At 74.2% G+C, this 18,680-nt stretch carries 16 protein-coding genes; 9 read left to right on the forward strand and 7 right to left on the reverse strand.

The features are described 5' to 3' along the window. The 3 genes from ABD299_RS07320 to ABD299_RS07330 form a co-directional block, all read right to left on the reverse strand. Positions 1 to 801 carry an enoyl-CoA hydratase/isomerase family protein gene (locus ABD299_RS07320; protein ID WP_344259698.1) on the reverse strand — a complete coding sequence of 267 codons (801 nt, stop codon included), beginning with the start codon at positions 799 to 801 and terminating at the stop codon, positions 1 to 3. 125 nt (positions 802 to 926) lie between these two features. Next, complete coding sequence (locus ABD299_RS07325; protein WP_344259699.1) at positions 927 to 2,003, reverse strand: adenylate/guanylate cyclase domain-containing protein; 1,077 nt, start codon at positions 2,001 to 2,003, stop codon at positions 927 to 929. A gap of 116 nt (positions 2,004 to 2,119) precedes the next feature. Continuing rightward, positions 2,120 to 3,013, reverse strand: a complete 894-nt coding sequence (locus ABD299_RS07330; RefSeq protein WP_344259700.1) for a biotin--[acetyl-CoA-carboxylase] ligase — start codon at positions 3,011 to 3,013, stop codon at positions 2,120 to 2,122. A 101-nt stretch (positions 3,014 to 3,114) separates the two neighbouring features. Here ABD299_RS07330 and ABD299_RS07335 point away from each other — a divergent pair, with 101 nt between their 5' ends. From ABD299_RS07335 to ABD299_RS07355, 5 genes are all read left to right on the forward strand, one after another. Next, positions 3,115 to 4,710 (forward strand): acyl-CoA carboxylase subunit beta, encoded by a 1,596-nt coding sequence (locus ABD299_RS07335; protein ID WP_344259701.1) that lies wholly within the window; start codon positions 3,115 to 3,117, stop codon positions 4,708 to 4,710. 90 nt (positions 4,711 to 4,800) lie between these two features. After that, the gene (locus tag ABD299_RS07340; RefSeq protein WP_344259702.1) at positions 4,801 to 5,010 is read left to right on the forward strand and encodes an acyl-CoA carboxylase epsilon subunit; all 210 of its coding nucleotides are present in this window, start codon (positions 4,801 to 4,803) and stop codon (positions 5,008 to 5,010) included. A 96-nt stretch (positions 5,011 to 5,106) separates the two neighbouring features. Then, positions 5,107 to 5,232: a morphogenic membrane protein MmpB gene (gene mmpB, locus ABD299_RS07345; protein WP_344259703.1), complete on the forward strand. Its 126-nt coding sequence runs from the start codon at positions 5,107 to 5,109 to the stop codon at positions 5,230 to 5,232. Positions 5,233 to 5,447: 215 nt separating this feature from the next. Beyond that, positions 5,448 to 8,765: a S8 family serine peptidase gene (locus ABD299_RS07350; RefSeq protein ID WP_344259704.1), complete on the forward strand. Its 3,318-nt coding sequence runs from the start codon at positions 5,448 to 5,450 to the stop codon at positions 8,763 to 8,765. Positions 8,766 to 8,810: 45 nt separating this feature from the next. Then, positions 8,811 to 9,482, forward strand: coding sequence for a Maf family protein (locus ABD299_RS07355; protein ID WP_344259705.1), 672 nt, complete (start codon positions 8,811 to 8,813; stop codon positions 9,480 to 9,482). Between the two features lie 126 nt (positions 9,483 to 9,608). Here the strand turns inward: ABD299_RS07355 and ABD299_RS07360 are convergent, their stop codons facing one another. Continuing rightward, on the reverse strand, positions 9,609 to 10,082 hold the full coding sequence (locus ABD299_RS07360) for a hypothetical protein (protein ID WP_344259706.1): 474 nt from the start codon (positions 10,080 to 10,082) through the stop codon (positions 9,609 to 9,611). A gap of 329 nt (positions 10,083 to 10,411) precedes the next feature. Between ABD299_RS07360 and ABD299_RS07365 the strand changes: the two genes are divergently transcribed. Then, a complete protein-coding gene (locus tag ABD299_RS07365; protein ID WP_344259707.1) occupies positions 10,412 to 12,187 on the forward strand; it encodes an acetyl/propionyl/methylcrotonyl-CoA carboxylase subunit alpha in 1,776 nt (591 codons plus the stop codon). A gap of 55 nt (positions 12,188 to 12,242) precedes the next feature. Here the strand turns inward: ABD299_RS07365 and ABD299_RS07370 are convergent, their stop codons facing one another. Together ABD299_RS07370 and ABD299_RS07375 are read right to left on the reverse strand one after the other, a co-directional pair. After that, complete coding sequence (locus ABD299_RS07370; RefSeq protein ID WP_425581277.1) at positions 12,243 to 13,115, reverse strand: DeoR/GlpR family DNA-binding transcription regulator; 873 nt, start codon at positions 13,113 to 13,115, stop codon at positions 12,243 to 12,245. 168 nt (positions 13,116 to 13,283) lie between these two features. Next, a complete protein-coding gene (locus tag ABD299_RS07375; protein ID WP_344259708.1) occupies positions 13,284 to 14,747 on the reverse strand; it encodes an NAD(P)H-quinone dehydrogenase in 1,464 nt (487 codons plus the stop codon). Positions 14,748 to 14,835: 88 nt separating this feature from the next. Between ABD299_RS07375 and ABD299_RS07380 the strand changes: the two genes are divergently transcribed. The 3 genes from ABD299_RS07380 to ABD299_RS07390 all read left to right on the forward strand — a co-directional run bounded on the left by ABD299_RS07380 (position 14,836) and on the right by ABD299_RS07390 (position 17,921). Beyond that, positions 14,836 to 15,273 carry a gamma-glutamylcyclotransferase family protein gene (locus tag ABD299_RS07380; RefSeq protein ID WP_344259709.1) on the forward strand — a complete coding sequence of 146 codons (438 nt, stop codon included), beginning with the start codon at positions 14,836 to 14,838 and terminating at the stop codon, positions 15,271 to 15,273. Positions 15,274 to 15,390: 117 nt separating this feature from the next. Continuing rightward, complete coding sequence (locus tag ABD299_RS07385) at positions 15,391 to 16,167, forward strand: purine-nucleoside phosphorylase (RefSeq protein ID WP_344259819.1); 777 nt, start codon at positions 15,391 to 15,393, stop codon at positions 16,165 to 16,167. A gap of 68 nt (positions 16,168 to 16,235) precedes the next feature. Beyond that, a complete protein-coding gene (locus ABD299_RS07390; RefSeq protein WP_344259710.1) occupies positions 16,236 to 17,921 on the forward strand; it encodes a phospho-sugar mutase in 1,686 nt (561 codons plus the stop codon). Positions 17,922 to 17,949: 28 nt separating this feature from the next. On the opposite strand, the gene ABD299_RS07395 is transcribed toward ABD299_RS07390, so the two are convergent. After that, positions 17,950 to 18,582 (reverse strand): PH domain-containing protein, encoded by a 633-nt coding sequence (locus tag ABD299_RS07395; protein ID WP_344259711.1) that lies wholly within the window; start codon positions 18,580 to 18,582, stop codon positions 17,950 to 17,952. Between the last annotated feature and the right edge of the window lie 98 nt (positions 18,583 to 18,680).

Raw genomic sequence — 18,680 nt, forward strand, 5'->3', positions numbered from 1 at the left:
TCACTCACCGGGCCACCTGGGGGCGCGCTTCTCGTTGAAGGCGGCCACGCCCTCGGCCCGGTCGCCGGAGAAGGCGACGGTCCGCCAGGCGGCGTCCTCGACCTCCATCCCGGCGGCCAGGTCCATGCCCCAGCCGGTGCGCAGGGCCCGCTTGGCGGCCCGCAGGCCGACCGGCGAATGGGCGGCGATCCGGGCGGCCAGCGCCAGCGCCTCGGCCCGGTCCTCGCCCTCGGCCACCAGTTGGTCCACCAGCCCCAGCTCGCGGGCCTCCTCGGCGGCGACCCGGCGGGCGGTGAAGATCAGCTCGGCCGCCCGGGCGGCACCCACCCGGCGGGGCAGGAGCTGGGTGCCGCCGCCGCCGGGGATCACCCCCACCGACACCTCGGGCAGCGCGACCACGGCCGTCGGGTCGGCCACGATCAGGTCGCAGGACAGGGCCAGCTCGAAGCCGCCGCCGAGCGCGAAGCCGTGCACGGCGGCGATGGTGGGCATCGGCAGGGCGAGCACGCCACCGTAGGCGGCCCGGGCGTGCGGGCGCTGGCGGCTCAGGTCGGCATCGGTGAAGGAGTTGCGCTCCTTCAGGTCCGCGCCGACGCAGAAGGCCCGCTCGTGGGTCGAGCTGAGCACCACGGCCCGCACGTCGCCGTCCGCCGCCAGCGCCTCGCAGGCCCGCGCGATGCCGCGGGCCATCCGGGTGGACACCGCGTTCATGGCCTGCGGCCGGTCCAGCACCAGCTCGGCCAGGTGCCGCTCGCGGTCGGTCCTGACCGCCACCCACTCCTCGTACCGCTGCTCCTCCATGGACACCCTCCAGGCCGCCGCTCGGTTAACGATCGCTCACCGGCAGGGTAGGCGACGCCGGCCGGGCGGGCGCCGGCCGGGGGCGGCCACCGTGAAGAAAGGGGAGGAGAACCGGGAAGAAGCGGTCAGCTCCGGCGGGTCAGCAGCCATGGCTCGATGACGCCCATGCCCCGCACCGGGCGGCGGTGCATCGGCTGGAGCGCGAAGCGGTAGCCGGCCGGGCCCGCCGCGCGGGCGTCCGCCGCCTTCTCGGAGGCGGGCGCCTCGCCCGCCTCGGTCAGCTCCTCGCGCATCGCGGTGTCCACCAGCACCATGTCCTTCGGCGCTATCGAGGTCAGCCGGCTCGCCAGGTTCACCGTGTTCCCGAAGACATCACCCATCCGGGTGGTGACGGTGCCGAAAGCGATGCCGACCCGCAGCTCCGGCATCATCGGGTCGTCCCGCAGCGTCTCCACCAGCCGCAGGCCGATGTCGGCGGCGGTGCCCGCGTCGTCCGCCGCGAACAGCACCTCGTCCCCGAGCGTCTTGATCAGCCGGCCGCCGTGCGCGGCGACCTGGTCGGCGGCGGTCGTCTCGAACGCCTCCACCAGCTCGCCCAGCTCCTCCTCCTCCAGCCGCCGGGTGAGCCGGGTGAAGCCCACCAGGTCGGCGAAGCCGACGGACAGCCGGCGGTCCACCATCTCCTCGTCGTCCTGCGCCTGCACGACCCGGCCGCTCGCCGCGGCGAGCTGACGCCGCCAGACGTACACCAGGAACTCCTGGAGCTCCGGCAGCAGCAGCTCGACCAGCGGGTAGGCGACCTCGGTCTGGGTCATGCCGGGCTCGGGCGGGTCGGTCAGCCCTTCGAGGAAGGAGTCGATCTGCCAGTCGGCCAGCCGGGCGGTGGTCTGCCCGGTGGACCGGGCCACCTGCACGGCCATCGCCTCGCTGAGCAGTCCGGCCTCCACCAGGCCCGCCAGCCGGCGCAGCGCCAGCACGTCCATCTCGGTGAGGGCCTTGGCCTGGCCGATGTCGGGGAACCCCATGGCCCGCCAGAAGCGGGAGGCCAGCTCCATCGGCACCCCGGCGGCGCGGGCCGCCTGGAAGGGCGTGTACTGACGCTCGGCCCCGATGATCAACTGCTCGATCCGCAGCGCGATCGGGTCCTCGCCCTCCTCGGACGCCGGCTCGCCACCGCCGTCCACATTGTCCGATTCAGCCACGCTCGCTGCCCGCCCTCAGGGGGATGATCCCTCCGCCGCGCACTTCCCTGCCGTTCCGTTCCCACGCGCCACTCGCGCGTTGTCACGGCCCAACCCTACGGCAGGTGTGCCGCAGGTCACGCCTCCCCGGCGGGGCCGGTTCCGGCCCGCAGATGCACGATGTCGGCCGCGTCCACCGGCTGCTGGACGCCCTCCGCCCCGGCGATGACCAGCCGGCCGTCGCCGTCCACCGCCACCGCCTCGCCCAGCAGCTGCCGGCCGCCCGGGAGTTCGGCCCGCACCCGGCGCCCGAGGGTGGCGCTTCCGGCGGTGTAGGCGAGCTGGAGTCCGCCGTCCACGGCGTCCCCGGCGGCCTCCGTCCAGCGCCGGTACCAGTCGGCCAGGGAGCGCAGCACGGCGCGCAGCAGCGGGTCCCGGTCCAGCCCGGGCGCCCCGGCCAGGTACAGCGAGCCGGCGGTGGGAACCGGCAGTTCCTCGGCGCGCAGCGAGACGTTCAGCCCGATGCCGAGCACCGCCGCGGGCGTGCCGTCGGGGGTGCGGGTGGCCTCGGAGAGGATGCCGCCGAGCTTCCGCTCCTCCCCCGCCACCTCCACCAGCAGGTCGTTGGGCCATTTCAGCGAGATGTCCACCCCGGCCGCACGGGACACCGCGGCGGCGGTCGCCACCCCGGCCAGCAGCGGCAGCCAGCCCCAGCGGGCGGCCGGCACATCGGGGGTCAGCAGCACGGACAGGAACAGCCCGGAGCGGGGCGGGGCCTGCCACCGCCGGTCGAGCCGGCCGCGGCCCGCCGTCTGCTCCTCGGCGATCAGCACGGTGCCCGCGGCGGCCTCCCCGGAGGCGGCGCGCGCGGCCAGGTCCGCGTTGGTGGAGCCGGTGACTTCGGTCACCTCCAGGCGGGTCCACAGCCCGCCCGGCCGGACGAGGGCGCCGCGCAGGGCGGCGGCGTTCAGCGGTGGCCGGCCGAGGTCGGACCAGCGGCCGGCGCCCGGAGGGTCGTGGCGGGAGCTCATGGGGCCAGCCTAAGTGTGTCCAACGCCGCATCGTGGGAACGCCCCGGCGCCGATAACCTACGGATCGGTAGCCAGCCGATGACGAGTAGGAGCCGCGTCCCGTGCCCGAGCAGGAGAACAGGCCCGACCTTCAGACCACCGCGGGCAAGATCGCCGACCTGCGGCGGCGCACCGAGGAGGCGACGCACGCGGGCTCGGCACGCGCGGTGGAGAAGCAGCATGCCAAGGGCAAGCTGACCGCCCGCGAACGCATCGAGCTCCTCCTGGACGAGGGGTCCTTCACCGAACTGGACGAGTTCGCCCGGCACCGGTCGACGAACTTCGGCATCGAGAAGAACCGCCCCTACGGGGACGGCGTCGTCACCGGCTACGGCACGGTCGACGGCCGCCCGGTGTGCGTGTACTCCCAGGACTTCACCATCTTCGGCGGCTCGCTCGGCGAGGTCTACGGCGAGAAGATCGTCAAGGTCATGGACTTCGCGCTGAAGACCGGCTGCCCGGTGGTGGGCATCAACGACGGCGGCGGCGCGCGCATCCAGGAGGGTGTCGCGGCGCTGGGGCTGTTCGCGGAGATCTTCCGCCGGAACGTGCACGCCTCCGGGGTGATCCCGCAGATCTCGCTGATCCTGGGCCCGTGCGCGGGCGGCGCCGTGTACTCCCCGGCGATCACCGACTTCACCGTGATGGTGGACCAGACCTCGCACATGTTCATCACCGGTCCGGACGTCATCAAGACGGTGACCGGTGAGGACGTCGGCTTCGAGGAGCTCGGCGGGGCCCGCACGCACAACAGCACCTCCGGGGTCGCCCACCACATGGCGGGCGACGAGAAGGACGCCATCGAGTACGTCAAGGCGCTGCTGTCCTACCTTCCCTCGAACAACCTCTCGGAGGCTCCGGTGTTCCCGGAGGAGGCCGACCTGGAGACCTCGGACACCGACCGGGAGCTGGACGTCCTGATCCCGGACTCCGCGAACCAGCCCTACGACATGCACCGGGTGATCGAGCACGTCGTGGACGACGGCGAGTTCCTGGAGACGCAGGCGCTGTTCGCTCCGAACATCGTCACCGGCTTCGGGCGGGTGGAGGGCCGCCCGGTGGGCGTGGTCGCCAACCAGCCGCTGCAGTTCGCCGGCTGCCTGGACATCGACGCCTCGGAGAAGGCGTCGCGGTTCGTGCGGACCTGCGACGCGTTCAACATCCCGGTGCTGACCTTCGTGGACGTCCCCGGCTTCCTGCCCGGCACCGACCAGGAGTACAACGGCATCATCCGGCGCGGCGCCAAGCTGATCTACGCCTACGCCGAGGCCACCGTGCCGCTGATCACCGTGATCACCCGCAAGGCGTTCGGCGGGGCCTACGACGTGATGGGCTCCAAGCACCTGGGCGCCGACCTCAACCTGGCGTGGCCGACCGCCCAGGTCGCGGTCATGGGCGCGCAGGGCGCGGTGAACATCCTGTACCGGCGCACCCTGGCGGCGGTGGAGGACACCGAGGAGCGCGAGGCACTGCGGGCCCGGCTCACCGCCGAGTACGAGGAGACGCTGCTGAACCCCTACGTCGCCGCCGAGCGTGGCTACGTGGACGCGGTGATCATGCCCTCCGAGACCCGCCGGCACATCGTCCGGGGCCTGCGCACCCTGGCCTCCAAGCGGGAGCAGCTGCCCCCGAAGAAGCACGGCAACATCCCGCTGTAGGCGGGACCGCGGGCGGCCCGGCGGCACCGGCCCGCCCGCGCGGCGCACCCGCGGCGGGCGGGCGCGAGGAGCGAGGAAAGGTCTCTTGCGGTGATCAAGGTCGTGCGGGGCAACCCGACCCCCGAGGAACTGGCGGCCGCGCTCGCGGTGGTGCAGGCCCGGGCCGCCGCGGCCGCGGCGGCGGCCGGCGGTGACGAGCCCGCGCCGCTGCCGGAGTGGTACGACCCGGCCAGGACGGTCCCGCGGCGGGTGCCGGCCCCCGGCCCGCGCGCCTGGCGCACCAGCTTCTGGCCGGCCTGAGCCCGGCCCGGCGCCCGCGGGCCCTCGGCCCGTGGGGCCCGGATCTGAGTATCCGTACTCAGGCGCCGCCCGCCCGCGGCGGGCAGCATCGAGGCCATGCTGTGGTCCGATCTGCGTGACGAGCCGTCCGAGGAGGCGCGGGCGCTGCGCGCGCGGCTGGTCCGCGCCGGCCGGCTGATCGCCGTGGCCATGGTGGCCGCCGCGGTGCTGCTGCTGCGGTGACGCCCTCCGTCCGGGCCGCCCGCCTCCGGTTGTGACGACCGGGACCCGTCGTCCCCGGCTTGTTCCCATGGGGCACAACTTTCTTACGGGGCCCACCCGTTACAGCAACGATCGCCCCCGATGCGCTCCGTAGCATTTCCCGGTGTGGAAGGGGCCGGGAGCGCCCCCCTTGCCATGCGGTGCCCACCCGTCATCCGTCACGCAGGGAGCAGTCGGTGCGCAGACAAGGGAAGACAACGCTCCGGGCGGCCGGCGCCGCCGCCGTCGCCGTCACACTGGCCCTGGGCCTCGCCCCGGGCGGCTCGGCGGCCGGACCCGGCCCCGGCGGCCCGGAATCCGTCACGGTGCGGCCGGACCGCTCGGTCACCCTCATCACCGGGGACCGGGTGCTCGTGGACCAGCGGGGCGAACCCCGCGGAGTGATCCGCGCCGAGGGCCGCGAGAACATACCGGTCCGCATCCAGCACAGCGCCGAGGGCACCCATGTACTGCCCCGCGACGCCGCCCCGCTCGTCGCGGCGGGCACCCTGGACCGGCGGCTGTTCGACATCGGTGAGCTGAGCCGCGAGGAGTACGCCCAACTCGGCGGCACCCCGCTGATCGTCACCTACGAGGAGGCCGGCGGCGATGCCCCCGCCACCCGCGCGGAGCTGCGCGCGGGCGCCGGCGACGGCCCGGTGACCGCCCTGGAGTCGGTCAACGGCGAGGCACTGCTGGTGGCGGACGACACCGCGGCGGCGGCCTGGGAGGCGCTCACCGGGCCGGCCGGTGACCAGCCGTTCGCGGTCGCGCCCGGCATCGCCGGCGTCTCGCTGGACGCCGTCCTCACCAAGAGCCTGGACGCCAGCGTGCCGCAGACCGGCGCCCCGGACCTGTGGGAGAGCGGCTGGGACGGCGAGGGCGTGACCGTCGCCGTGCTGGACACCGGGGTCAGCGAGAAGCACGAGGACCTGGCCGGCGGCAAGGTGATCGCCGCCGAGAACTTCTCCGCCGCCGAGGACACCGAGGACCGCGACGGCCACGGCACGCACGTCGCCTCCACCATCGCCGGGACCGGCGCCCGCTCCGGCGGCACCTACCGGGGCGTGGCGCCCGGCGCCGGGCTGCTCAGCGGCAAGGTGCTCGACGACCACGGCTCCGGCTTCGAGTCCGACGTCATCGAGGGCATGGAGTGGGCCGTCGAGCAGGGCGCCGACATCATCAACCTCAGCCTCGGCGCCCCGGCGGGGCGGGAGATCGACCCGATGGAGGAGGCGCTGAACACCCTCGCGGAGCGCTCGGGCGCCCTGTTCGTGGTGGCGGCGGGCAACGCCGGGCCCCGGCCCGGCTCGATCAGCTCCCCGGGCACCGCGGACGCCGCCCTGACCGTCGGCGCCGTCGACAAGCAGGACGCCCTGGCCGGCTTCTCCTCGGTCGGCCCGCGCAGCCGGGACGGGGCGGTGAAGCCGGATGTCACCGCGCCCGGCGTGGACATCGGCGCGGCCGCCGCGCCCGGCTCCACGCTGGAGGAGCACGCGGACCCCGTGGCGGACGGCTACGCGGCGGCCTCCGGCACCTCGATGGCCGCCCCGCACGCCGCGGGGGCGGCCGCGCTGCTCGCCCAGGCACACCCCGGGTGGGACGGCGAGCGGATCAAGGCCGCGCTGACGGGCTCGGCCGTGGGCGGCGAGGAGTACGGCGCCTTCGAGCAGGGAGCCGGCCGCATCGACGTGGCGCGGGCCGTCGGGCAGACGGTGGTGGCCGAGCCGGTGTCGCTGAGTTTCGGCACGGTCGAGTGGCCGCACGAGGAGGCCCGGCCCGTGACCCGGGAGCTGACCTACCGCAACCTCGGCGAGTCGGACGTCACCCTGGACCTGACGGTGGAAGGCACCGGGCCGGACGGCGGGCCGGCCCCGGAGGGGATGTTCTCCCTGGGCGCCGAGAGGGTCACCGTGCCGGCCGGCGGCACCGCGACCGTCGAGGCCGTCGCCGGCACCGGGCCCGGCGGCGAGGTGTACGGCGCGTACAGCCTGATGGTCACGGCCGAGGGCGGGGGGCACTCGGTGCGCACCGCCGGTGCCGTGGACCGGGAACCGCAGATGCACGAGATCACGGTGGAGGCCACGGCCCGCGACGGCTCGCCCGGCGGCCCGTGGTCCAGCCTGCTGCTCGACCTGGACTCCATGACCCTTCATGACGGGCCGGGCGGGCCCGGGGGCTCCGGCAGTGTCCGGGTCCCCGCCGGCACCTACCTGCTGGACACCGCCTTCCTCGTACTGGACGGGGACGGGCTGTCCGGCCTGGACTGGCTGGTGCACCCGCACCTGGAGGTCACCGGCGACACGGTGCTCCGGGTGGACGCGGCGGACGCCGAGCCGGTCCGGATGACCGTGGAGGCGCCGGAGGAAGCCCGTCAGGGGGCACTGGCCGTCGGCTTCCACCGGCTGGACAGCCGGGGACGGGCCTACGACGTGGTGTACCTGGCCGGCGGCCTGCCGGACGGCTTCGGGACCGCGGAGCTCGGCCGGGCCCCGGCGGAGGCCGAGCCGTCGTCCTTCGCCACCACCACCTGGCTCGCCGACAACAGCGAGTACCACGCCGCGCACGTGCGGGCAGACGGCTTCTACACCGGTCTGGAGCTGCACACCGAGGCGTCGGAGATGGCCCGGATCACCACCGGCCTCGGGGCGTCCGTACCCGGCCGCGAGGGGGTGCTGTTCACGGTGCCGGAGGAGGCGCGGTTCATCACGGGCTGGTCCCGGCCCCTTCCGGTCACCATGGAGGTGTACGTCCGCGCGGCGGGCACCCGCTGGGCCCAGGAACTGCGGCAGGTGGACGACGACTGGCAGGACGAGGCGTTCTACCTGTCGGACTTCGAGGAGCTCGCGGCCGGCGAGAGCTGCACCCGGACGTTCAACACCGGGGTGTTCGGTCCCCTGCTGGGCGAGGGTGACGGCCTGTTCCGCGACGGCGACACGCTGCGGGGGAGGATCAACACGCTGGCGGACGGGCAGGGCCACCGGGGCGGCAGCGTGTACGACAGCGCCGTCACGACGCTCCTCCGCGACGGCGAGGAGTACGCGAGCGCCGACACCCCGCTGGAGGGAACCGCGTTCGAACTGCCGCCGGAGCCGGCCGAGTACGAGCTGGTCACCACGCTCTCCCGCAGTTCTGTGGCCTCGGTGTCCACCGAGGTGAGCGTGTCGTTCGCCTTCGCCTCGCAGTCCGTGCCCGAGGGCACGCCGGTGGCGCTGCCGCTGTCGGTGGTCCGCTTCGAGCCCGGGCTGTCGCTGGACAGCACCGCCCCGGCGGGCCGGGAGCAGCGCGTTCCGCTGACGGTCCAGGGCCCGGCGGCCGGTGACGGCCTCGGTTCGCTCACGGTGCGGGTGTCCTACGACAGCGGCGCCACCTGGGAGGAGGCCGCCGTCACCGACGGCGCGGTGACGGTCCGCAACCCGGCGGCCGGCGGCTCGGTCTCCTTCGGGGCGGAGGTCACCGACCGGGAGGGCAACACCACCTCCCAGACCGTGATCGACGCCTACCTGACCCGCTGACGGCCCGGGCGGAGGGGCCCCGGGCGGGCGGCTACGCTGGCCGCCATGACCGCCTCAGGCCCCTCCGCTCCCCCGCCCGCGTCCGCCCGGCCGCCCGCGTCGTCACCGGTGCCCTCCGGGCCCACGCGCCGGCTGGTGCTCGCCTCTCGGTCACCGGCCCGGCTCGGGCTGCTGCGGCAGGCCGGGTTCGCCCCGGAGGTGCTGGTCAGCGGCGTCGACGAGGACGCGCTGTCCGCGCCCACCCCCGGCGAGCTGGCCCGGCTGCTGGCCGAGGCGAAGGCCACCACGGTGGCGGGCCGCCCGGAGGCCGCGGGGGCGCTGGTCGTCGGCTGCGATTCGGTACTGGAGCTGGACGGGAGGCCGCTGGGCAAGCCGGCCGGCGCGCGGGAGGCGATCGAGCGCTGGAAGGCGATGCGGGGCCGTTCGGGTGTCCTGGAGACCGGCCACTGTGTGATCGACACGGCCGACGGCCGGCGCGTCTCTGCCACCGCCTCCACCACGGTCCGGTTCGGCGAGCCCAGTGACGCGGAGATCGCCGCCTATGTGGCCACCGGCGAACCGCTGCACGTGGCAGGGGCGTTCACGCTGGACGGGCGGTCGGCACCGTTCATCGAGGAGATCAGCGGCGACCACGGCAACGTCATCGGGCTCTCCCTGCCGCTGCTGCGCCGGCTGCTGGCCCGGCTGGACGTGCCCATCACCGACCTGTGGGCGTGAGGGGCCCGCGGGCGTGAGGGGCGGCGGTGCGCGCCGTCCGTAGCGGGCGCACTCCCGGCCCGGCGGGCCGGCGGCCGGCGCCCCGCAGGCGGGTCCGGGGCCGCCGTGCGCCGGAGCAGCCGGCTTTCACGCGGGCGTGGGGCCCGGCGCGACCGCGGCGGCGGGCGGACCGTCGGGGTCAGCCGCCCCATCGTTGTCCGGGCGGGCCTGCGGGTGCACCGCCAACACCAGCATCAGCAGGGCGAACACCGTGATGAGGACCGTGAAAACGGCCCAGCCGGCCAGCCCGACCGCGAGGGCGGCGAGCACCGCGTGCAGCACGGCGGCACCGGTGAGGGCGACCCGGGCCCAGCGGCCCGGCGGGCGGTCGCGGACCGCGCTGCGCGCCAGCACCGCCGCGCACAGCAGCAGGAATCCGGCGACGAGCCCTCCTCCCGCCCAGGCCGACAGGCTCATGGTGCTGCTGGGAAGCCCCGCCAGGGACATCTGCTGATAATCGACGAGCAGCCCGAGGACCCAGTGCAGCAGGCCCAGTGCCAGTGCCTCGCCGATGACCATGACTGCCGCGATGGCGGCTACGCTTCGTCTGCCCCGGTTCACGCCGCGCACGCTACTGCCGGGTAACGCCCGCGGCAAGATGTCGGGCACAACCCGCCGGGGCGGCAGCACGAGAGGAAAAATTATCGACCTGCGGATTGTGGACTTCCCACAAGAACCAGAGGCGTCCGCCACCTCCGGAGCCTGGAGATCTGCGCCACACGGCGGGCCTCCAGAGGGCCACGAGCGGCCGGATACCGTGGAACCGCAAGGGTGGAGCCTCGGCTTGGCCCCCCGTTCACCGTCCGTGTGGGAAACCTCACCCCTGTGGGCGACTCGGCGCGGAGGGCCGCCCGTACCTAAACTCACCTTGTTCCAAGGAGGGAGCCATCGTGCGCAAGGTGCTCATCGCCAACCGAGGTGAAATCGCCGTCCGCGTCACCCGGGCGTGCCGGGATGCCGGTATCGCCAGTGTTGCTGTCTATGCCGAGCCGGACCGGGACGCTCTGCATGTGCGGGCCGCTGACGAGGCTTTCGCCCTGGGCGGTGACACGCCGGCGGCCAGCTATCTGGACATGCAGAAGGTCCTCAAGGCCGCGGCGGACTCCGGGGCGGACGCGATCCACCCCGGCTACGGCTTCCTGTCGGAGAACGCCGAGTTCGCCCAGGCGGTACTGGACGCCGGGCTGATCTGGATCGGCCCGCCCCCCGCGGCGATCCGCTCGCTGGGCGACAAGGTCGCCGCCCGCCACATCGCCCAGCGCGCCGGCGCCCCGCTGGTCGCCGGCACCAAGGACCCGGTCTCCGGAGCGGACGAGGTGGTGGCCTTCGCCCAGGAACACGGCCTGCCCATCGCCATCAAGGCCGCCTTCGGCGGCGGCGGACGCGGCCTGAAGGTCGCCCGCACCCTGGAAGAGGTCCCCGAGCTCTACGACTCCGCCGTCCGCGAGGCCGTGGCCGCCTTCGGCCGCGGCGAGTGCTTCGTCGAGCGCTACCTGGACCGCCCCCGGCACGTGGAGACCCAGTGCCTGGCCGACACCCACGGCAACGTCGTGGTCGTCTCCACCCGCGACTGCTCCCTCCAGCGCCGCCACCAGAAGCTCGTCGAGGAAGCCCCCGCCCCCTTCCTGACCGACGAGCAGAACGCCGAGCTCTACCGCGCCTCCAAGGCCATCCTCAAGGAAGCCGGCTACGTGGGCGCCGGCACCTGCGAGTTCCTCGTCGGCCAGGACGGCACCATCTCCTTCCTTGAGGTCAACACCCGCCTCCAGGTCGAACACCCGGTGACCGAAGAGGTCACCGGCATCGACCTGGTCCGCGAGATGTTCCGCATCGCCGACGGCGAGGAACTGGGCTACGACGACCCGCCGGTGCGCGGCCACTCCCTGGAGTTCCGCATCAACGGCGAGGACCCCGGCCGCAACTTCCTGCCCGCCCCCGGCACGGTCACCACCTTCACCCCGCCCAGCGGCCCCGGTGTCCGCCTGGACGCCGGCGTGGAATCCGGCTCCGTGATCGGCCCGGCCTGGGACTCCCTGCTGGCCAAACTCATCGTCACCGGCGCCACCCGCCGCCAGGCACTGGAACGCGCCGCCCGCGCCCTGGACGAGTTCCGCGTCGAGGGCATGGCCACCGCCATCCCCTTCCACCGCGCCGTGGTCACCGACCCCGCCTTCGCACCCGAGGTCACCGGCAGGGACGGGCAGCCCTTCGACGTCCACACCCGCTGGATCGAGACCGAGTTCACCAATACCATCACCCCCTTCACCGCCCCCGGCGCGGACGAGGACGACAGCGACACCCGCGAGACCGTGGTGGTCGAGGTCGGCGGCAAGCGCCTGGAAGTCTCCCTGCCCGCCTCCCTCAGCATGCCGCTGGCCCGCGCCGCCGTCGCCGGCGGCGCCAAGCCCGCCCGCCGCCGCGCCGGCAAGAAGTCCGCCGTCGCCGCAGGCGGCGACGCCCTCGCCTCCCCCATGCAGGGCACCATCGTCAAGGTCGCCGTCGAAGAAGGCCAGGAAGTCGCCGAGGGCGACCTCGTCATCGTCCTCGAGGCCATGAAGATGGAACAGCCCATCAACGCCCACCGCGCGGGCACGGTCAAGGACCTCAAGGCCGAGGTCGGCGGCTCGCTGTCGGCCGGTGCGGTGATCTGCGAGATCAAGGACTGACCGGCTTCCGCACGCGGTCCGGCTTCCGTCGGGCCGCGTGCGGCGCCGCCCCGGCTCAGCGCCTCCGGCCCATCGGCTGGCCGGCGTGCGCGTGCCGGCCGTCGTGGCCGGGCGGGAGCGGACCGGGTGGGCGCTGCCCGGGCACCGGCACCTCCCGGTGGGCCGCGGCGGTCGGCTGTTCGCCGCGGGAACCGGCCACCAAGACCCGCACGCCGCGGTCGGCCAGCGCCTCCAGCTCCCCGGCGCCCGGACTGCCCTCCGGGGGCTGGTCGGTGACCAGCCGGGTGATCTTCTCGGCCGGCACGGTCTGGAACATGGTGTCGGAGCCGAGCTTGGTGTGGTCGGCGAGCACCACGACCTCCGCCGCCGCCTTCACCAGTGCCCGGTCCGCGCTGGCCGAGAGCATGTTCGAGGTGGACAGCCCCCGCTCGGCGGTCAGCCCGGCTCCCGACAGGAACGCCCTGGCGACCCGCAGCCCCTGCAGCGACAGCTCGGCGCCGCTGCCGACCAGGGCGTAGTCCGAGCCGCGCAGCGTCCCACCGGTCATCACCACATCGACGCGGCCGGCATGGGCCAGCGCCTGGGCGGCCAGCAGCGAATTGGTGACGACGGTCAGACCGGGCACCCTGGCCAGCCTCCGGGCCAGCTCCTGCGCCGTGGTACCGGCCCCGACGATGACGGCCTCCCCCTCCCCCACCAGACCGGCCGCGCACTCCGCGATGGCGGCCTTCTCCGCGGAAGCGGCCATCGACCGCTGATGGAACCCGGACTCCTGGCCGAAGCCACCGGGCAGGACCGCGCCACCGTGCCTGCGGTCCAGCAGTCCCTCGGCCTCCAGGGCGCGGACATCGCGCCGCACGGTCACTTCGGAGGTCTGGACGACGCGGGCGAGCTCACGGAGCGACACCGCGCCGTTGGCTCGCACCATCTCGAGAATCATCTGGCGACGTTCTGCAGCGAACACGGAACCGACAGTAACGCCAACGACCGTCTGCTTTCAGCAGGTTGCGGCGATTTACCGAAGTTGTCTGTGTGCACGCCCGGGGCGTGATACAGGAAGGGGGCGCGTGCGCGCGCGCCCCGTTGCGACCAGCGCTTACAGCGCTTCGCCCGCCTTGCGGGTCTGGAGCTGCCGAGCCGATTCGGCGATCGAACCGGACAGCGACGGGTACACCGTGAACGCTTTTGCGATCTGCTCGACGGTCAGATTGTTGTCCACAGCGATCGAAATCGGATGAATCAGCTCACTGGCGCGCGGTGCGACGACCACGCCGCCGACCACGATCCCGGTGCCCGGCCGGCAGAACAGCTTGACGAAGCCGTCCCGGATGCCCTGCATCTTGGCCCGCGCGTTGCCCACCAGCGGCAGCTTGACCGCACGGGCGTCGATGCGGCCCTCGTCGATGTCGGACTGGTTGTACCCGACGGTGGCGATCTCCGGGTCGGTGAAGATGTTCGCCGAGACCGCCTTCAGGTCCAGCGGGGTGACCGCGTGCCCCAGGAAGTGGTACATCGCGATCCGGCCCTGCATCGCCGCCACCGAGGCCAGGGCCAGCACACCGGTGCAGTCGCCCGCGGCGTAGACGCCGGGGGCCGTGGTGCGCGAGACCCGGTCCGTCCACACGTGCCCGGAGTCCTTCAGCTTCACACCGGCCTCGGCCAGCCCCAGTCCCCCGGTGTTCGGCACCGCCCCCACCGCCATCAGGCAGTGCGTGCCCAGGACGGTGCGCCCGTCGGCCAGGGTGACCTCAACCCGGCTGCCGGGGCCCTCGGGGCCGTCCACCCGCCGGACCGCGGCGGCCCGGGAGCGGCCCATGACGTTCATCCCGCGCCGCCGGAAGACGTCCTCCAGCACCACGGCGGCGTCCGGGTCCTCACCCGGCAGCACCCGGTCCCGGGAGGAGACCAGGGTGACGCGGGAGCCCAGGGCCTGGTAGGCGCCCGCGAACTCGGCGCCGGTCACACCGGAGCCGACCACGATGAGCTCCTCGGGCAGCTCCTTGAGTTCGTAGACCTGCTTCCAGTTCAGGATGCGCTCGCCGTCCGGCTCGGCGTCCGGCAGCTCGCGCGGGTGCCCGCCGGTGGCGATCAGCACGGCGTCGGCCACCAGGGTCTGCGCGTTGCCGTCCCGGTCGGTGACCGTGACGCTGCGGGTGCCGTCCTCCGCCCGGCGCGGGTCCAGCCGCCCGCAGCCGCGCAGCACCCGGACACCCGAGCGGGTCACCGAGGCGGTGATGTCGTGCGACTGGGCAAGGGCCAGCCGCTTGACACGCCGGTTGACCTTGCCGAGATCCACCCCGAGCACCCGGGCCGGGGCGGCCCCGGCGGCGGCCGGGTCCTCGCCCTCTATCACGATCCCCAGCTCGTCGTGCGAGGAGTCGAAGGTCGTCATCACCTCGGCCGTGGCGATCAGCGTCTTCGACGGTACGCAGTCGGTGAGCACCGAGGCCCCGCCGAGGCCGTCGCAGTCGACGACGGTCACTTCCGCCCCGAGCTGCGCCGCCACCAGCGCCGCCTCGTAGCCGCCAGGTCCACCACCGATGATCACGATCGAAGTCACCCCCCCAGTGTCTCGCACGTCGTGTTCGATCTCCCGGCGGCCCCCGGCTACCACCTGGCACGCGCCTCACTCCCGTACCCTCGGATCCATGTCGCTCTATGCCGCCTACGCCGGTAACCTCGACGCCCGGCTGATGTCCCGCCGCGCACCGCACTCCCCGCTGCGGGGCACCGGGTGGATCAACGGCTGGCGGCTGACCTTCGGCGGGGAGCACATGGGCTGGGAAGGCGCGCTGGCCACCCTGGTCGAGGCGCCGCGCTCCCAGGTCTTCGTCGCCCTCTACGACATCGCCCCGATGGACGAGGACGCGATGGACCGCTGGGAGGGCGTCGGTCTGGACATCTACCGGCGGATGCGACTGCGGGTGCACACCCTGGACGGCGACCGGCCCGCCTGGGCCTACGTGCTCAACGGCTACGAGGGCGGCCTGCCCTCGGCCCGCTACCTGGGGGAGATCGCCGAGGCGGCGGAGTCCGCGGGCGCACCCGACGACTACGTGACGGAACTGCGCAAGCGACCCTGCTGAGCCCCCTCGCCGCCACCGCACGGGCCGGGCCGGCCGAGCTCGTCCGTCCCCCCGTCTACGCGCGTAGGCATAATCGGGTTAGGCTCCGGAGCTGTGAACGATTCAGAGATTGCGGACATGGCCGGGTCCGCGGCCGCCCGGCTGCGGGAGCTGACCGGAGTCCCCGGTCACGACGTCGCCCTGGTCATGGGTTCCGGCTGGGTGCCGGCGGCCGAGGCGCTGGGCACGCCGGATCACGAGCTGTCCGTCACCGAGCTGCCGGGCTTCCCCCCGCCCACCGTCGCCGGGCACGCCGGCACCGTCCGCTCCTACCGGGTGGGCGACCGGCGGGTCCTGGTCTTCCTGGGCCGCACCCACTACTACGAGGGCCGCGGAGTGGCCGCCGTGGTGCACGGGGTGCGCACCGCCGCGGCGGCCGGCTGCGGGACGATCGTGCTCACCAACGGCTGCGGCGGTCTGCGCGAGGGCATGCGCCCGGGCCGGCCCGTGCTGATCAGCGACCACATCAACCTCACCGCGGTCTCCCCCGTCGTGGGCGCGAACTTCGTGGACCTCACCGACCTGTACTCGCCGCGTCTGCGTGCCCTGTGCACCTCGATCGACCCGACCCTGGAGGAGGGCGTCTACGTGCAGCTCCCCGGGCCGCACTACGAGACACCGGCCGAGATCGGCATGATCCGGGCGATCGGCGGGGACCTGGTGGGCATGTCGACGGTGCTGGAGGCCATCGCCGCCCGCGAGGCCGGCGCGGAGGTGCTGGGCATCTCCCTGGTCACCAACCTCGCCGCGGGCATCACCGGAGAACCCCTCAACCACGCCGAGGTGCTCCAGGCCGGCCGCGACTCGGCGGCCCGGATGGGATCGCTGCTCGCCCGCGTCCTGGACCGGATCTGAGCAGCCGTACCGCCACCCCTTCTCCCCTCTCCCCCGTCGGTTCCGCAAGCAGGAGGCAGGACCAAGCCGTGCACGACGCCGTGGATGTGACCGCGCAGGCCCGCCAGTGGCTGGCCGACGACCCCGACCCGCAGACCCGCGCGGAACTGACCGCGCTGCTGGAGGCGGGGGACACCGCCGCCCTGGCCGAGCGGTTCTCCGGCCCCCTGCGCTTCGGCACCGCGGGGCTGCGCGGGGAGCTCGGCGCCGGGCCGGCGCGGATGAACCGCGCCGTGGTGATCCGCGCCGCCGCCGGACTCGCCGCCCACCTGCGGCGCGGTGCAGCGCCCGGACAGGCCCCGGGCACCGTGGTGATCGGCTACGACGCCCGGCACCGCAGCGCCGACTTCGCCCGCGACACCGCCGCCGTGATGACCGGAGCGGGCCTGCGGGCCGTGCTGCTGCCGCGCCCGCTGCCCACCCCCGTGCTGGCCTTCGCGATCCGGCACCTGGGCGCGGTCGCCGGCGTCATGGTCACCGCCAGCCACAACCCGCCGCGCGACAACGGCTACAAGGTCTATCTCCAGGACGGCTCGCAGATCGCGGCGCCCGCCGACACGGAGATCGCCGCCGAGATCGCCGCCGCCGGACCGGTCGCCGGCATCCCGCGCCCGGCACAGGGCTGGGAGACGGCCGGGGACGATGTCCTGGACGCCTACCTGGCCCGGGCCGTCGGCGTCCTCGCCGAGGGCTCGCCGCGCACCACCCGGGTGGTGTACACGCCGCTGCACGGGGTGGGCGGGCCGGTGCTGACCGCCGCCTTCGAACGGGCCGGCTTCCCCTCCCCCGTCCTCGTCGCGGAGCAGGCCCGGCCCGATCCGGACTTCCCCACCGTGGCCTTCCCCAACCCGGAGGAGCCCGGGGCCATGGACCTGGCCTTCGCCACCGCCCGGGAGACCGGCCCCGACCTGGTGATCGCCAACGACCCGGACGCCGACCGCTGCGCGGTGGCGGTGCCCGCCCCGGAGACCCCCGAGGGCTGGCGGATGCTGCACGGCGACGAGGTGGGGGCGCTGCTGGCCGCCCGTCTGGTGGCCAGGAAGGCCCGCGGGGCCTTCGCCACCACCATCGTCTCCTCCTCCCTGGTGGGGAGGATCGCCGCCGCCGGCGGACTGCCGTACACCGAGACGCTGACCGGCTTCAAGTGGCTGGCCCGGGTGCCCGGGCTGCGTTACGCCTACGAGGAGGCGCTGGGCTACTGCGTGGACCCCGGCGGGGTGCGGGACAAGGACGGCATCACCGCCGCGCTGCTGATCGCCGAGCTGGCCGCGGTGCTGCGGCGGGAGGGGCGCACGCTCACCGGCCTGCTGGACGAGCTGGCGGCCGAGCACGGCCTGCACGCCACCGCCCAGCTGTCGGTGCGGGTGAAGGACCTGTCGCTGATCTCCGACGCGATGCACCGGCTGCGCCAGGCACCGCCGCGCGAGCTCGCCGGGCTGCCGGTGACCCGGATCGAGGATCTGGCCGCCGGTGCCGGCGGGCTGCCGCCCACCGAAGGGCTGCGCTGCGCCCTGGCCGGGAGCGGGCCGGTGGCCTCGGCCCGCGTGGTGGTCCGGCCCAGCGGCACCGAGCCGAAGCTCAAGTGCTACCTGGAGGTGGTGGTACCGGTGGAGGGCTCCCGGGAGCGCGCGGCCGCCGTGGCCGCGGCCCGGGCGACCGCGGACACGGTTCTGGCCCGGCTGCGCGCCGATGTGGCGGCCGCCGCGGGGATCTGAGGCGGCCGTACCGCCCCGCCGGGCGGGGTCAGGACGTGAGCCACACCAGGAGCAGGGCCACGGCGCCCGCGCCGAGCGGTGCGAGGATCTCCCAGGCCCAGCGGACCGTGACCGGCCCCTGGGCGTCCTCGCTGCCGTGATGCCGCTCGGCCAGCTCGCGCAGCTCGGCGACCGCGATGTCGGAGGGCGCGGTCTGCTCCTGGGTGCTCTGCTCGGTGACCCCGCCCAGGCCGAACGGCCCGGTGCGCGGCTGCTGGCCGGCGGCCAGCCGCTGGTTGTGCCGGTTGGCCTTGCCGCGGGCGCGCAGCGAGACCGGGATCGACCAGAGCTGGTACTTGCTGCCGTCCGCCAGCAGTTCGCAGGAGTAGCCGGCGCGGACGGTCTCCACCGATCCCCAGGGGGCGCTGATGGTACGGAAGGGGTTGCGGACCCGGATCCGCCGGTCGCCGGCCAGGACGACCGGGCGCAGCGTGAAGGCGACGACGAGCGGCACCAGGAAGAGCAGCGCCGCGGCCGCGGTCAGGGGCATGCGGCCCTCGCCGCGCAGTATCGCGTCGCCGCCCATCCAGGCCATCAGCCCGAGCAGCAGCACCCCGGCCGCGAGAGCGGAACCGGATCGGTATCGGCGGTCGGCGTACTGGGGCTGCGGTTCACTGGTCATGGGGACGATTCTGCCGGACGTGCCCGCAGTGCGGCCCTCCCGTGCCCGGCTCCGCCGGGGCCCCCGGGGTGACATGTCACTACGCGCGTAGATATGCT

The organism is Streptomyces sodiiphilus (assembly GCF_039529215.1).
Classification (GTDB): Bacteria; Actinomycetota; Actinomycetes; order Streptomycetales; family Streptomycetaceae; genus Streptomyces; species Streptomyces sodiiphilus.

What these genes read in the sequence shown, in the direction of transcription:
- ABD299_RS07385 (WP_344259819.1), top strand. Translation starts at nt 15,391, where the DNA reads ATGGCCGGGTCCGCGGCCGCCCGGCTGCGGGAGCTGACCGGAGTCCCC.
- ABD299_RS07330 (WP_344259700.1), bottom strand. Translation starts at nt 3,013, where the DNA reads ATGAGCTCCCGCCACGACCCTCCGGGCGCCGGCCGCTGGTCCGACCTC.
- ABD299_RS07320 (WP_344259698.1), bottom strand. Translation starts at nt 801, where the DNA reads ATGGAGGAGCAGCGGTACGAGGAGTGGGTGGCGGTCAGGACCGACCGC.
- mmpB (WP_344259703.1), top strand. Translation starts at nt 5,107, where the DNA reads ATGCTGTGGTCCGATCTGCGTGACGAGCCGTCCGAGGAGGCGCGGGCG.
- ABD299_RS07355 (WP_344259705.1), top strand. Translation starts at nt 8,811, where the DNA reads ATGACCGCCTCAGGCCCCTCCGCTCCCCCGCCCGCGTCCGCCCGGCCG.
- ABD299_RS07395 (WP_344259711.1), bottom strand. Translation starts at nt 18,582, where the DNA reads ATGACCAGTGAACCGCAGCCCCAGTACGCCGACCGCCGATACCGATCC.
- ABD299_RS07370 (WP_425581277.1), bottom strand. Translation starts at nt 13,115, where the DNA reads ATGGTGCGAGCCAACGGCGCGGTGTCGCTCCGTGAGCTCGCCCGCGTC.
- ABD299_RS07380 (WP_344259709.1), top strand. Translation starts at nt 14,836, where the DNA reads ATGTCGCTCTATGCCGCCTACGCCGGTAACCTCGACGCCCGGCTGATG.